The organism is Paenibacillus foliorum (assembly GCF_013141765.1).
Taxonomy (GTDB): domain Bacteria; phylum Bacillota; class Bacilli; order Paenibacillales; family NBRC-103111; genus Paenibacillus_S; species Paenibacillus_S foliorum.
This window is the reverse complement of record NZ_WHOD01000080.1, coordinates 1-12,931: the sequence shown is the minus strand read 5'-3', so window position 1 is coordinate 12,931 and position 12,931 is coordinate 1. Positions and strand designations below refer to the sequence as shown.

The window sequence follows — 12,931 nt, the reverse complement described above, 5'->3', positions numbered from 1 at the left end:
GGTCAAGGAATCTTCGTCTTCTATCTCGAACCGAATTTCCGATGGTTTTAGTTCAAATAATACTTCAGTTAATTTGTCAGTAGTGCGGGTATAACTTTGAATAATCTCTTTCAATCACAGCACCTCCTTGAATGTCTGATATATTAATAGATTATCCGAATTCAGTTAAAAAGATTCTCGAAGTTCGTTGTCGTAGCATGACTATTTTTAGGGAGGATTTAGTATAACTTGGCCCAGATGAATGAGATGGGCGAGGTAGTGAATAAAGTTGAATGAGGTGATTATTAAGGTGCCGCGGGAAGCATTCTATAATTGCTATAATGGACATCGCACAGCAACTGTTTATCAGCGAGAAAACGGTGTGTAACCATATATCCAATGTAATGTGGTTTGAAATTACATACTTGGCTCAACTTTGTAAGTAGAATGCGTTACGGTGTTGATATATCTTCATTGATTTATCTGGTAATAAACTATTAACTAAAATATTATATAGAGAGATAATATGGAAGTTGGTGGATATTCATGTCTTTAGTGACTTTACTCAATCAAGACAAAAAATAAAAGAATTGTTTGGTATTTTACCAAATCTTAAATTATGCTACCAAAGCCTAGCAGATGACATACCTCTTCCCAAAAAACTTCCAATCAAAATTCCAAGTAATGGTAGAGCAAGTACTTATGTTGGGCATGCGTTTGATTATTGGTTTAGGGCATATGTACAAAGACATAATTGTGTGATTAAAGAAACATCTATCGATGATTTGAATGCATCTTATATATTAGAGCATGATTTTTTTAGGGGAAATGAATTCAAACTTATATCGTTTCGTCTACATGATGTCTTTGACAGAAGAAGCAAATTCATAAATGGACTAAAAATTGATGACAAAATTTTTCTGACTGATTGTTTATTTTTTGCGAATTTAGAAGCGTACCTCCTGGTATCGCTTGCGCATACAACAAATGCGGGTTCATCCTTGTTGCCTCATCCAAATAAAACTCCCGCAACACTTGAGGCCACTGAAAAAGCTGTGTTTTTGTTCTGATGTAAAAGTTCGATATGAAAAAAGACGACGTCTACTCCACTTTTTTGGGTAGATGTAGTCTTTTTCACTCTGTAGAGCTCTGTTTGTTCAGAGATTCTTAGTCAATCAGTTTCAATATTCTCTTTAGATTCACCGCGAATATGGCCATGGCTCCTTGCAACTCCATGCCTAATAGACCCGAGGAAGTGGCTACATCATACCCGTGCCTGTGCTTGAGTTCGCTGTTCTTTGTTTCAATCTTGTAGCGTTCCTTCGACTTCTCCTGGAAGTACTCACTTTCTTGAAACGCCATTTGTTCCTTGTGTTCATCAGATTTCATGCTCACCGAGTACGTTTTGCTTTTGGCCCCATCGTATAGCACTCTTCCCTCAATGGACATCTCTTGCATTTCTCTACATCGAAGTAATAGGTATCTACTTGGTTTTTTCCAACCCCTCTTTTCCCTTGCCGTGCTTTTCGAATCGCCATATGACCGGCCTGACATACGTACATACCTGCATCATTATTAAACTCAAATTCTTCTTATTTCTTGCGTCCGTGGTTATTCGCTAGCTTTCTGGATACTGATTCCGTTTATACCGCTGTGGTTGAAGGATGTCAAGCTCGTGGCAGAACCGGTATACTTTTTTCTCGTTAATGATCAGTCTATACTGCTGCTCGAGGCAGTAGAGTTGGAACCTATTGCTGAATGATTTGAACAAATGGAGACAGGAAAAAAACTACGACAGCATAAAAAGGAAAGCACTTTCCTTTTTTTTATGTGACCCTCTAAATTTAACATAAATAGAGAATATATGCCTATTAAATACGAGACATATAGCTTTGATTGTTAATTTCACAGGCTGGAAAGATGTTTTTTGTGTTGACATGTTTCGAATTAAAAGGTAAATTAAGAATAACAGGAAAGGGAAAGCGCTTTCCTAATTAATAATTTTATAAGCGCTTGGTAAAAGAAAGAGGGGCAGTTGTATGCGCTATTATTTTCTGATTCATTAACTAATTAGTTGCTCCTGAAAAAGTCGAATTCTCTTGCTCGAAAATTCACGGTTGGTGGCTACAGCCTACCCTGCGGCGCTTTGCCGAATTGCTTTATGTGGGTTTCGATGGCAGGAACGAGCAATTTATCTTCAGAGAGATTTCCTTCTTCCATTTTGAGGTACAGAATTCCTTTTAATTTTGTTAAAATCCCCCCGACTTTTTCAGGGGAAACTAATTAACTTTTGAATACGAGTGGGCATATTTTGGATTTGTTCAAGGAAACCACTTTCCTTATGGCGATATTAAAATAAATCGAGAAAGAAAGTCGTTAACAGAAAACAATGAGTTGTTGTGGGAAAGGAGTAAGTTTATGAAGCCTACAATATATGACGTAGCTAAGGAAGCTGGCGTGGCTATTTCAACTGTTTCTAAAGTGATTAATAAAACAGGCAGTATTGGAAAAGAGACGAAAATGAAGGTTTTGGATACAATTCGCAAGTTAGAATACCAACCTAGTGTCGTAGCCTCGGCTTTGACTAAAAAACGTATCCAAACAATTGGGCTTCTGGTACCTAATATTGCGAATCCCTTTATGGCGGAAATTGCAAGGAGTATTGAAGATTGTGGTAGAGCTCTAGGTTTCAGTCTTATTATTTGCAGTACCGATAATGACCTAGACAAAGAAATTGAATACATTTCCATATTAAAGCAGAAGTATATAGACGGGATTATCATTGCTACGGGATTAAAAAATGATAATGCGATTAAAGAATTGATCGATAGTAAGATTCCGGTGGTCATGCTTTCTAGAGATGTCCCTTCACTTGCTGTGAATACTGTAGTGGTAGACGATTTTTTGGGAGCTTATCAGGCAACCTGGTTTCTTAAAGAACTTGAACATGAAAAGATAGCCATGATTACCGAGGACGTTAATTTTCCGGCGGTTAAAGCAAGGGTTTTGGGGTATCAAGAGGCACTTGAGGAAGCGGGAATCAGGTATGATGAAAAATTAGTGATTAAAAATAATGCTACTTATATAGATGGAATACGCGCGGCGCAAGAGCTGTTGAATCTTCCGGACCCCCCGACGGCTATCTTTGCATCTACTGAAGTATTAGCGATTGGTGCGATAAGGGGTGCACGAGAACTGGGGTTTCATGTGCCAAAGGACCTTTCAGTTGTCGGATTTGACGACACGATTCTGGCATCCATGTTTGATCCGCCAATTACTACAGTAGCACAGCCAATCCATGATATGGGAAAGAAAGTAATTGAACTATTATGTGATGAAATCAATGAGTCTAAGAAAGTGAAGCAGCGAATCGTGTTGTCACCCGAACTTGTGGTGCGAGGAACTACCTCGCGAAATGAAAAAAGTTTATCCTAAAATGAATTTAAAGAAATGTTTGTCCATTGGATGGAGCCTAAATAAGAAAGGACTATTCAAAAGTGGAAATTTTCGATTTGTAGCTGGCCTTTTGGGCAGAGGGCATACCGACTTTGGTAAGGTGATATCCGCCGGAATTAAACAAGCTGAATTCAATGGATATATTACGGTCGAATGTCTTGCCCCCGGACCGAACCCGTTTCAACCGGATAAGGGGGAACCTACGATGGAATGGATATATACATTTGCCACGGAATCGATAGACTATCTAAAGAAACATTTTAGGCCTTAGATGAAGAGTTAATACTTGCTTTAAAAACACACACATGTAGCTTTCATTGGTACGGATAATTTTGCAGGCGGTAAAATTGCAGGCAAATTCGTTAAATATAATTTCTCAAAGAATGGCGCTAATGTTGCAATTCTCGGAGGCATTCCCGGTATAGTGGCAGGTGATCAGCGGTTAACTGGCTTTAAGGCTGGTTTAGAAGGTTCACCCAATATTAAATCATAGCAGAGCAGCCGACTGACTGGTCACGTGATCAAGGCTTCAGCGTTATGCAGAACATCCTTACAGCTCGCCCTGACGTTACTATTGTATACACGGCTTCTGACGATAGTGAACTTGGTGCGCTCGAAGCAATTAAACAGGCCCATTTAGAAGGTCAGGTACAAGTTATCGGATTTGACGGTTCGAATGAAGCCCAATAACTGGTTAAAAACGGAAAAATGCTGGGTGACGTAGCCCAATATCCGGACGATATGTCCAAAGTAGCTCTTGAAACAGCTTTAAAGATTCTCAAAGGCGAAAAAGTGGATAAAGTGATTGCTACAAAAGTTGAGCTTCTCACCAAAGAAAACGTTAAATAATCAAGAAAAATAAAAGGAATATCGATAGTGGTTTAGAGTAAATTCCTCCTTAGCAAGAATAATCAGGCACATTGCTAAGGAGGAGTTTTCACCGGAATAATATGCAGAAAACATAAAGGAGTGAGAAATCCATGAGAAAGACTACAATTGGAGTCATTGGTGCAGGTGCTGTTGGCAAAGTACACATCGAGAACATTATTTCGGCAATCCCTACGGCACACTTGAAACATGTAGCAGATGCATTTCCAGATCATTACAACGAATGGGCCAGAGATTTGGGTTATCCTTTGGCTGAAAAGGATCATTCGATTATGTTGAAGGATCCGGAACTCGAGGTCGTAATCATTTGTGCTCCTGCAGCACTTCATGGCGACCTTATCATTGAAGCGGCCAAACATGGCAAGCATATTTTCTGTGAAAAGCCGTTTGACTACAATATTGATAAAATTGTTGAGGCTATGAAGGAGGTTGAAAAGGCAGGGGTTAAGCTCCAACTTGGCTTTAATAGACGCTTTGATAAAAATTTTGCTAAAGCAAGAAATTATATCGATTCCGGGGAAGTTGGAGATGTACACATTGTAAAGCTTACCTCCCGTGACCCAATTCCGCCGGCGATCGAATATTTTACGGCTCCCGGAGGCGAGCATTGCAGTATTTATACAGACACGACCATTCATGATTTTGACATGGCGCGATTCCTGAATAATAGCGAGGTTGTAGAAGTATTTGCAACAGGCAGCAAATTGATCAACAAGGATAATCCAATCATAACCAGAGCAGATACAATCGCTGTCATCCTTCGTTTTGAAGATGGCTCTATGGCCTTAATCGATAATAGCTGGCAAGCTGTTTATGGTTACGACCAGCGTGCTGAAGTATTTGGTACTAATGGCACAGTAACGGTTGAAAATGACGTGTTCTCACAAGCAGTATTACACTCTGCAAAAGGCATTATCGGAGAAAAACCGCTTGTGACAATCAAGGATCGTTACGGTGATGCTTATGCTACTGAAATTCGCGAGTTCATAAGTGCTATTCAGAATGATACTACTGTGAAAATTACTGGTAAAGATGGACTTTATGCAACAGTAATCGCTGAAGCAGCCAAACTTTCCGCTGCAGAGAATCGTATCGTGAAGATTTCGGAGTTATTGCCCAAAATAACATACTAAAATCAAATGTTGTTAGGAAGCGATGGCAATTTGGAGTTATTGCCGGACCGCAGGAGCATCGGAGTCATCACCTCAGATATGAGGGCTTTTATAATCGCTTGCTTGAGCTGGGCTGTGACATTCATTAGGAACATATGTATTTTTCTCCGACGTCCTTGTTTAATGATGGCTGTATTGGTTTTTCATCCATGCGGGGACGTTCCCAGACTCATATGATAAAGTTTCCTACCGCAATTTTCGCAACAAACGATATGCTCGCTTTGGGAGCTATGCGTATCATGATGGAGAAAGGGCTTCAAATACCGCAGGACGTATCCATCATTGGATCGGATAATATCGATTTTGCCGCACTTTCCAACCCGTCCCTAACTACGGTTCTTACGGAAAAAGAAAAGATGGGTCAGGACGCCGTTCACATTCTGAACCGCTTGATACAAAAATTAGAGCTGCCGATGAAAGTGGAGTATGAGCCGAAACTGATCATAGGCGGGACGACAGGTCCGGTCAGCAGCAGATTGTAACGGAACACGAAGGCAGCTTTAAACAAAAAAAAGGAGCTAAGACATGATGCGAAGTCAAACTTATCGGCACAAAAACAGTTCACTCATCTGGTATTTATTCTTGTTGCCAACCTTTCTCGGAATCTTGTTATTTATGGTATACCCCGTTTTCGAATCATTACGACTCAGTCTTTATGTGTCCAGAGGAGCGATAGAAACATGGGCGGGAATCGAAAATTATAAAACGGTTTTATCCTCCAATGTTTTCTGGAAAGCAGTGTACAACACTTTTTATATGGGATTTTTTCAGCTTCTTTTGACTATCCCCTTTGGATTTATACTGGCATCGCTAATCACAGAGCTTAAATGGGGGAAAAACTTGTTTAAGATTCTGTTGTTCATTCCATACATCACATCCGTTGTAGCAGCCTCCATGCTTTTCTTGTTCGTGCTGCATCCTGAATTTGGCCTGTTGAATTATTTCCTCTCGATGCTGGGACTTCCTACTTCAGTCTGGCTTGCTGAGCCATCGAGTGCACGTTGGGGAGCTATTTTACTCGGTTCGTGGCACTGGCTAGGCTTTGTCGTGATCATCTTTCTCGCTAATTTGCAGGCGATTTCGGAGGAAATTTATGAGGCTGGGGCCATCGATGGAGCTACTGGCATTCAAAAATGGCTGTATATTACGATCCCCAATATGTACGGAACCTTTTCCTTTCTAATCGTGATCGGCTGGATATCTGGACTGCAGCGGTTCACCGACGTTTATTTACTGGGAGGTCTTCAAGGCAGCCCAGCACGCTCTCTTCATACGATTGTCGGGTTTATATATGAAAGAGGCTTTGGAGGTTCGGAGTATGGCATTGCTTCGGCGGCAGCTTACGTGTTATTTGCTATCATTCTGTTCTTCACCGTACTGAATCTTAAACTTACCAAGATGAAAATATAACAGTAAAGGAAAATGTCATCATGAAAACATCGAGCATCATCTCAAGAAAACCTACACTAGTTGAAAGCGTTGTCTTTTTTGTTCTTCTTGCCTTGAGTGGGATTATGATTTCTCCATTCCTATGGATGCTTAGCATCGGCCTCGAGCGCACGGCCAATTTGCAGCCGCCTTTTCCACCGACATTTATTCCGAGTCAGCCTTCTTTTTTTAACTTTGAACTTGTCATGGAAAATGGTACACTCTTTTATTCGTATTTGAACTCAGGGTTCGTCGCTGTTTGTGCCGTTTGCCTCAGTGTATTCAGCTCGCTTCTGGCAGGGTACTCCTTTTCCAAAGGTCAATTCCGCGGTAAAAAAATATTGTTTTTAATCGTGCTGGGGACGATGATGATTCCGATGGAAACCAGGTTAATTCCCTTATTCACAATGTTCAATAAATTCGGGTTGATTAATACATATGTTCCGTTGATTGCACCAGCAATCTTGTATGGCTTTGGTATTTTGTTATCCAAACAGTATTTCGACCAGTTGCCTGACAGCTTGCGGGAGGCTGCCCAGATTGACGGTTCAAGCGAAAAGAGGACTTTTTTCCAAATCTATTTGCCGCTGACCGGACCAATCACCGCGACATTAGCCATCCTATCCTTTCTCGATAGCTGGAACGCATTCTTGTGGCCGCTTGTCGTTATTAATGATCATGCATTAAGGACAATTCCGCTATTTCTCGCCAGCTTCTCGTTTGAAAACGGGACGCGTTTGGGTGGTCTAACTATGGCACTTGCGACAGCGAGTATTTTACCGATCGTTATTGTGTTTCTTTTTTTACAGAAATATATCATACGAAGTATCGCTTTAAGCGGACTGAAAGGAGAGTGACTGTGGTAAGCAATTGGATGTAGCCGTATCTCTGTGTATATGAAAGGTTTAATCGTTTTACAAAAAACATATTCTGAGAGGGTGTCATGTATGGATAATAATAAGACGAAAAAAGGTTTGGTGGCAGGTGTACTGCTTTCCGTATTCGCGATGCAGGTATTGGCAGGGTGCAGTAGCAAGACGGAAACGAAACCCGTTCAGGCTAATGAAACCACAGCTAAGGTTTCAGATAAGAAGTGGTCCGGCACACTTAAAGTACAGCTAATAGGTGATTTCAGCATGGATGATAAGACTAATCCTATTTCCGGTAAAAAAGTCAAAGGCGTGTCGGTGCTGAAAAAAGAATTCGAGCGGCTCTATCCAGGCACTACAGTAGAATTTATCCTGCTGGGCTGGGATGGCTATGTTCAAAAAACAGATGCGATGCTGAACTCAAACGGTGCAGATGTATTTCAGGTGCCGGGGATTGCGAATCTGGCCAGTCAGGATTTATTGGAGCCTCTAGCGCCATATATTGAGAAAGACAAATTTGATCTCGGTGTTTTTATCAACAATCAGGTCGAAGGCTGGAAGGCAATGGGACCTAAAGATAAAGAGTTGCAGATCTACGGACTTCCTTTTATTGGAGACACGAGAGTTATTGCCTACGACAAAAAGATTTTTAAGGAATGGGGCGTAGAAGAGCTTTCGAAAAATCCGACGCCTGAGGAAATATTGGAGAAGGCTAAAAAAATGACGGGAATGAATCCTAAAACCGGCAAACAAAACTATGGTGCTTTTTACGCCGGTGCAGATTCTGCAGATTCGGTCATCAATGCAGCCGAGGCATTCGGCGGTTCCTGGGGCAAAGGGTTTTTATTTAAAGGAATGGAAGTCAACTTTAATTCTCCTCAGATGCTACAAGGGCTGAAGTGGATGAGTGATTTGAACGCCTATGCGCCCAAAGGAACACTGGTGAAACAGGGCGGCGAAAAATGGGGAACGGCTAATAATGATATTGCCATTCATATTCGTGTACAGCCCGTTTTTGTAGACACGATTTACGCTGCAGGCTTGCAGGATCAGTATGGGGTTGCCCCGTTGTTTGTTAATAAAGAGAAGAATATGGGTGGTATGTTCGCGGGCAGCCCTTACTCGATCGCCAAAAACAGCGCAAACAAGGAGCTGGCCTGGGAATTTCTGAAGTTCAGCGCGAGCGATTTCTTCCAGAAATATATGTGGGATGAGCAAAGCTCCCAGTTCCTACCTGTTACGAAGTCGGCAATGAAGTGGGAACAAATACTAAAAAATCCACATGCGATGATTGAACTGGAATCGATGGGTAAGCTTTGGGCGCCACGATATCCTTACCGTTCCGGCCAACCTCGATATATTTTGTCCGAGTCTGTTGAAGAAGGACTACTTGGGAAATCGACAGTTGAAGCCGCATTAGAGAAAGCGCAAAAAGAATCGACAGCTTGGCTGGCAGCACAAAAATAATAAGCAAATAAAGGTGGAACCATGAATCTATTACTTGAAGTAGAGGAGAAACTGGCGATTGCCCAGACACAGACCCACATCACTTATTCGTTTGCCGTTTCGGATTTATGCCGTAAGCTGAATATTGATTTTAGCTATGCTCCCAAAACCTTGGACAATGAAACGTTGTCTAAGGAGATCGTCGGACTCAGCTTACTGAAATATAGCGATAGTAACGATCCCATTCTGGAGGATGGCTGGAAAAGATATCTTCCATTAAAAAATTTAATTACAGTTTCCGTCGACGACCCTAACGGTTTTAGGGGGGCGTGCCACCGGCAGGATGCAGAGCAGCATTTGTTTCTTGCCGCTGACTCGGCTTCGCCTGGTCTCATGCCGGGATTGCCAATTCAAGGAAATTGGACAATTACGCTAAGCATTCATGCGCTAGTGACGGCAACGTGCAGCTTCAAGCTGAGGGTATGGGAAGGGGATGAAGCTCTATGAAGCAATGGCTTCCTTATGAACTGCATACCCATACGTTTCACAGCGATGGGGAACATTCACTGCTCGAGCTTGCGAACAGCGCTAAGGAGCTTGGTTTGTTCGGAATCGCAATGACAGATCACAATACGATGTCACCTCTTTTGGAAAGAGATCAAGTCGAGTTGGAAACTGGGCTGCAAATCATACGCGGCATGGAGTGGACCACGTTCTTCGGTCATATGCTTGCGATTGGAATTGTAGACTATTTAGATTGGAGAGACCTCGGTATTAAGGATATTCATAGAGGAATCGAAAGAGTCCACCGACAAGGCGGGGTCGTCGGCATTGCTCATCCTTACCGGGTTGGAAGTCCTCTATGCACAGGCTGTTATTGGGAATATGAAATTTCGGACTGGAAGGACATCGATTACATTGAGGTTTGGTCCTATACCTTTCCATCCATTATGAACAGTAACCAAAGGGCCTTTCAGCTGTGGACGGACATGTTAAACCAAGGGTATCGGATATCCGGGGTCTGTGGACGGGATTGGCATGTATCTTCAAAGAAGGTAACGGAACCCATAGCTGTTACGTATTTAAGCATGGAAACCAGGGAGAGTGCAGCTCCAGAGCAATTAGATTTGGAAAAAGCAGCCGTCGATGCGCTCAGAGATGGTACAATAAGTGTAACAATGGGTCCCTTGCTACAATGCTCGGTTCAACTAGACTCCACAAATCGTGTATATGGTATTGGAGAAGAAGTACACGTTGTGGAGGTTGCAGATACAGCTCGGGTTCGAGTTGAAGTTGATTTTTCCGCAAGGGCAGAGCATTGGCAGTTGGCCGATCAGGAGCTCAGGGTACTGCTTATGAGTAATAAAGGACAAATTGCTGAGCTGAACCTATCACGAAATGAATCTGCAGCCGTATGCGGGCTTAGGGTAGAGGGGCTCATCTGGCTCAGGGCAGAGCTCCATGGAGCTTTTCATAACAGTATTACGATGATTGCTTTTACGAATCCGATTTATTTTGAACAGCATCAATAATTTGTGGAGGGATTGAAAATGGGGAAACCGTCGTTTCCGAAAATTGCTGCACATACAGGATGTGGGAATACGCCGGACAATACTATGGAGTCCTTTATGGAAGGGATCCGTTTGGGTGCGGATATTGTAGAGGTCGATTTGAGAGTAGGTGGAGACGGAACTGTCGTATTGCTTCACGACGATTCCCCGTATCTTCACGAATGCACTTATGAACAGCTCAATCAATATGAAGTCAGGACGAAACTCAGTCCTTTGTACGAGAATTACGAAATTGTTAAGCTGACCGACATCCTGGAAATCGTCAAGCAGTACGATGTAAAATTAAATTTGGATATAAAAACTCCGGATACAATCGAACCTACTATTAAGTTGGTGAAACAATTTAATGTGGTGGATCAGGTTTATATTACTGGCTGCAGCGAAAACATTACTAACCGTCACCCTGATATTCAGGTGGTATTCAACACGCCAAAAGAATTTACTACCGAAGAGAGAGACAACTATTCGTTATATGCGGTTAAAGTATGCGAAGAGGTCGTGCTTGGTCGTTATTATGGTTTGAATATGGATTATACAACATGCCGTCAAGAAATAGTTGAGCTTGCTCATGCATCGGGTCTTGCAGTATGGGTATACACGGTTAACGATCCTGAGGCCATGATAAGGTTTATCCGGATGGGGGTAGATGCTATTACTACCAAATCGGTCGTAGAGCTGGCAGAGCTACAAAAGCAAGGCTAATCCGAGACAAATAATTATTGGGCAGCCGCCGCAGGTATGGATTGCGCTTAAGCGACTGTGTATCGGAGAATTATTCAGGACTATCGGTGGATTACACGCCGTAAGTCCTTTTTGTATTTTACTGCACCTAATATTGTAATATCAATCGATGATAATTTGGAGTTGAGCAGTTTGAAAAGCAAACCAATAACTCACTATATCATAAATGGAAGGACAGAAAGCGAGGATCGATCTTGTGGAAGCGTTTATTAAGGAAAGTAAAAGAGTGATTCGAGAAGCTATTAACTCAAATAAATTAATTGTGTTTGTTGGTGCTGGAGTTTCGGCAAATTCAGGTTTACCAACTTGGTGGGACTTGATTAAAAAAATGGCTGATGGTATTGGTATTAGTGTAGAAAATATAAGTCAGGATGACTATTTGAAAATTCCACAATATTATTATAACGCTCGTGGAAATAAAGAGTATTATGATTTAATCAACAACATATTTAATGTTCCAACTACACCAAACCCAATTCACTCTATTATACTTGAATTAAAACCTTGTCATTTTATTACAATAAATTATGATGAACTAATTGAGGATGCTGCAAGAGAAAAAGGAGTTTTTTATGATATAGTGTCTAAGGACGAGGATCTGCCCTATACGCCAAACAGTAATATGGTAATTAAGATGCATGGTGATTTAATAAATAAGAATATTGTATTAAAAGAGGATGATTATTCATCCTTTTCCACAAATTTCAAGTTGATTGAAAACTACATTAAAGCCTTACTCTCAACACATGTAGTGCTTTCGTAGGTTACGCTGTAAATGATATCGATGTAAAATTAATTTTTCAATGGGTCAAGGATGTGTTGAAAAAGGACTTCCAGCCCGCTTATTTTTTAAATATTGATAAGTCTTCTATTGATCTACTTGAGTTTAACTATTACAAAAATAGAGGGATCAATATTCTTTATTATTCGGAAGCTATACGAATGTCGGATTTTAGAGAGATTAGCCCTGTGGGATTATCACATAAAAAAGGAATACAGTTATATTCATTTCTAAACTATTTGAAAAAAGCAGATGAATATGAAGAACTAAATATAGATTACTTTTATCAAAAATTGACTCTGCTTAATCAATTAAACAAAATTCGACTCAAAGATATAATTGATGTTTTAAATATCGAAGCAAATTATGATAAAGAAAATGGACTTATCACAGTATATGATAATACTTTTCAATCTCTGATTGATGAGTTAGATGCTGTAGCTAATTCGGAAAGCAAATTTTCTAATTATAAGTATAAGCTTGTGAACGAAGTATTTATTAAGGCAGTAATCTAGCTGAAAGTACGTCGGGAAAACGAAAGGGACAGATCGTCATATCGAAACGAGGAGATTCTACCTTACGTAAATATTTGTTTCTCGC

At 41.0% G+C, this 12,931-nt stretch carries 13 protein-coding genes and 4 pseudogenes; 15 read left to right on the top strand and 2 right to left on the bottom strand.

What is annotated here, in order from left to right; genetic code table 11:
* Positions 1-323 precede the first annotated feature (323 nt).
* Both GC093_RS36670 and GC093_RS21615 read left to right on the top strand, forming a co-directional pair.
* A pseudogene (locus tag GC093_RS36670) lies at positions 324-386 on the top strand (LuxR C-terminal-related transcriptional regulator); the annotation flags it as partial.
* Positions 387-512: 126 nt separating this feature from the next.
* Positions 513-1,049: a hypothetical protein gene (locus GC093_RS21615; protein WP_171653990.1), complete on the top strand. Its 537-nt coding sequence runs from the start codon at positions 513-515 to the stop codon at positions 1,047-1,049.
* Positions 1,050-1,146: 97 nt separating this feature from the next.
* Here the strand turns inward: GC093_RS21615 and GC093_RS21610 are convergent.
* Positions 1,147-1,571, bottom strand: a pseudogene (locus GC093_RS21610) (transposase); the annotation flags it as partial.
* Between the two features lie 479 nt (positions 1,572-2,050).
* Positions 2,051-2,193 (bottom strand): annotated as a pseudogene (locus tag GC093_RS36940) (ISNCY family transposase); the annotation flags it as partial.
* A gap of 204 nt (positions 2,194-2,397) precedes the next feature.
* On the opposite strand from GC093_RS36940, the gene GC093_RS21605 reads away from it, so the two are divergent.
* The 13 genes and pseudogenes from GC093_RS21605 (at position 2,398) to GC093_RS21545 (ending at position 12,846) form a co-directional block, all read left to right on the top strand.
* Positions 2,398-3,414 (top strand): LacI family DNA-binding transcriptional regulator, encoded by a 1,017-nt coding sequence (locus GC093_RS21605; RefSeq protein ID WP_171653989.1) that lies wholly within the window; start codon positions 2,398-2,400, stop codon positions 3,412-3,414.
* A gap of 334 nt (positions 3,415-3,748) precedes the next feature.
* Positions 3,749-3,928, top strand: a pseudogene (locus tag GC093_RS37080) (D-ribose ABC transporter substrate-binding protein); the annotation flags it as partial.
* Positions 3,922-4,125, top strand: coding sequence for a substrate-binding domain-containing protein (locus GC093_RS21595; protein ID WP_312886588.1), 204 nt, complete (start codon positions 3,922-3,924; stop codon positions 4,123-4,125). The pseudogene GC093_RS37080 and the gene GC093_RS21595, both read left to right, overlap by 7 nt.
* A 290-nt stretch (positions 4,126-4,415) precedes the next feature.
* Positions 4,416-5,456, top strand: a complete 1,041-nt coding sequence (gene iolG / locus GC093_RS21590; RefSeq protein WP_171653986.1) for an inositol 2-dehydrogenase — start codon at positions 4,416-4,418, stop codon at positions 5,454-5,456.
* 134 nt (positions 5,457-5,590) lie between these two features.
* Complete coding sequence (locus tag GC093_RS21585) at positions 5,591-5,977, top strand: substrate-binding domain-containing protein (protein ID WP_312886587.1); 387 nt, start codon at positions 5,591-5,593, stop codon at positions 5,975-5,977.
* Between the two features lie 43 nt (positions 5,978-6,020).
* The gene (locus GC093_RS21580) at positions 6,021-6,905 is read left to right on the top strand and encodes a carbohydrate ABC transporter permease (RefSeq protein ID WP_171653984.1); all 885 of its coding nucleotides are present in this window, start codon (positions 6,021-6,023) and stop codon (positions 6,903-6,905) included.
* A 20-nt stretch (positions 6,906-6,925) separates the two neighbouring features.
* The gene (locus tag GC093_RS21575) at positions 6,926-7,780 is read left to right on the top strand and encodes a carbohydrate ABC transporter permease (protein WP_171653983.1); all 855 of its coding nucleotides are present in this window, start codon (positions 6,926-6,928) and stop codon (positions 7,778-7,780) included.
* 90 nt (positions 7,781-7,870) lie between these two features.
* Complete coding sequence (locus tag GC093_RS21570) at positions 7,871-9,259, top strand: extracellular solute-binding protein (protein WP_171653982.1); 1,389 nt, start codon at positions 7,871-7,873, stop codon at positions 9,257-9,259.
* Between the two features lie 21 nt (positions 9,260-9,280).
* Positions 9,281-9,745 (top strand): hypothetical protein, encoded by a 465-nt coding sequence (locus GC093_RS21565; protein ID WP_171653981.1) that lies wholly within the window; start codon positions 9,281-9,283, stop codon positions 9,743-9,745.
* On the top strand, positions 9,742-10,770 hold the full coding sequence (locus GC093_RS21560; RefSeq protein WP_171653980.1) for a CehA/McbA family metallohydrolase: 1,029 nt from the start codon (positions 9,742-9,744) through the stop codon (positions 10,768-10,770). The genes GC093_RS21565 and GC093_RS21560 overlap by 4 nt, the downstream gene beginning before the upstream one ends.
* 18 nt (positions 10,771-10,788) lie before the next feature.
* The gene (locus tag GC093_RS21555) at positions 10,789-11,511 is read left to right on the top strand and encodes a glycerophosphodiester phosphodiesterase (protein WP_171653979.1); all 723 of its coding nucleotides are present in this window, start codon (positions 10,789-10,791) and stop codon (positions 11,509-11,511) included.
* A 205-nt stretch (positions 11,512-11,716) separates the two neighbouring features.
* Entirely contained in the window at positions 11,717-12,313 is a 597-nt protein-coding gene (locus GC093_RS21550) for an SIR2 family protein (protein WP_171653978.1), read from the top strand.
* Between the two features lie 179 nt (positions 12,314-12,492).
* Positions 12,493-12,846 carry a hypothetical protein gene (locus GC093_RS21545; protein ID WP_171653977.1) on the top strand — a complete coding sequence of 118 codons (354 nt, stop codon included), beginning with the start codon at positions 12,493-12,495 and terminating at the stop codon, positions 12,844-12,846.
* The last annotated feature ends 85 nt before the right edge of the window (positions 12,847-12,931 follow it).

What these genes read in the sequence shown, in the direction of transcription:
- GC093_RS21605 (WP_171653989.1), top strand. Translation starts at nt 2,398, where the DNA reads ATGAAGCCTACAATATATGACGTAGCTAAGGAAGCTGGCGTGGCTATT.
- iolG (WP_171653986.1), top strand. Translation starts at nt 4,416, where the DNA reads ATGAGAAAGACTACAATTGGAGTCATTGGTGCAGGTGCTGTTGGCAAA.
- GC093_RS21585 (WP_312886587.1), top strand. Translation starts at nt 5,591, where the DNA reads ATGTATTTTTCTCCGACGTCCTTGTTTAATGATGGCTGTATTGGTTTT.
- GC093_RS21580 (WP_171653984.1), top strand. Translation starts at nt 6,021, where the DNA reads ATGATGCGAAGTCAAACTTATCGGCACAAAAACAGTTCACTCATCTGG.
- GC093_RS21575 (WP_171653983.1), top strand. Translation starts at nt 6,926, where the DNA reads ATGAAAACATCGAGCATCATCTCAAGAAAACCTACACTAGTTGAAAGC.
- GC093_RS21570 (WP_171653982.1), top strand. Translation starts at nt 7,871, where the DNA reads ATGGATAATAATAAGACGAAAAAAGGTTTGGTGGCAGGTGTACTGCTT.
- GC093_RS21565 (WP_171653981.1), top strand. Translation starts at nt 9,281, where the DNA reads ATGAATCTATTACTTGAAGTAGAGGAGAAACTGGCGATTGCCCAGACA.
- GC093_RS21560 (WP_171653980.1), top strand. Translation starts at nt 9,742, where the DNA reads ATGAAGCAATGGCTTCCTTATGAACTGCATACCCATACGTTTCACAGC.
- GC093_RS21555 (WP_171653979.1), top strand. Translation starts at nt 10,789, where the DNA reads ATGGGGAAACCGTCGTTTCCGAAAATTGCTGCACATACAGGATGTGGG.
- GC093_RS21550 (WP_171653978.1), top strand. Translation starts at nt 11,717, where the DNA reads ATGGAAGGACAGAAAGCGAGGATCGATCTTGTGGAAGCGTTTATTAAG.
- GC093_RS21545 (WP_171653977.1), top strand. Translation starts at nt 12,493, where the DNA reads ATGTCGGATTTTAGAGAGATTAGCCCTGTGGGATTATCACATAAAAAA.